The sequence below is a fragment of the Dellaglioa sp. CoH-56-MRSF-12 genome (genome assembly GCF_056782075.1).
Genome location: NZ_JBXAYD010000168.1, coordinates 1 through 237, shown reverse-complemented (window position 1 = coordinate 237; position 237 = coordinate 1). Strand labels below are relative to the sequence as shown.

Sequence of the window (237 nt, the reverse complement as noted above, 5' to 3'; positions counted from 1 at the left end):
AGCGGCTTGAACGTGCCAATTCGTGGAATGCTGTCAATCTTATCGCCCAGCAGAATTTGATACTGCAAGAACTGGGCTGGAGTGAGGCCTTCACGTTCCATCAGGTCAGCCTCTGTGATGTATATCGGGTCCGGTTTGCTTTCTTTGTTCTTGTGAGCCGAATCGTACATAAGCACGTGCTTTCCCTTCAGGCACTGGTAGTCATCCTTGTCCTGCGCGCCTAGCACAACTTGATAC

The 237-nt window shown here is 50.6% G+C and carries 1 pseudogene; it reads right to left on the bottom strand.

Going from position 1 to position 237, the window contains the following annotated elements:
* A pseudogene (locus tag AC1RPY_RS08190) lies at positions 1–237 on the bottom strand (hypothetical protein); the annotation flags it as partial.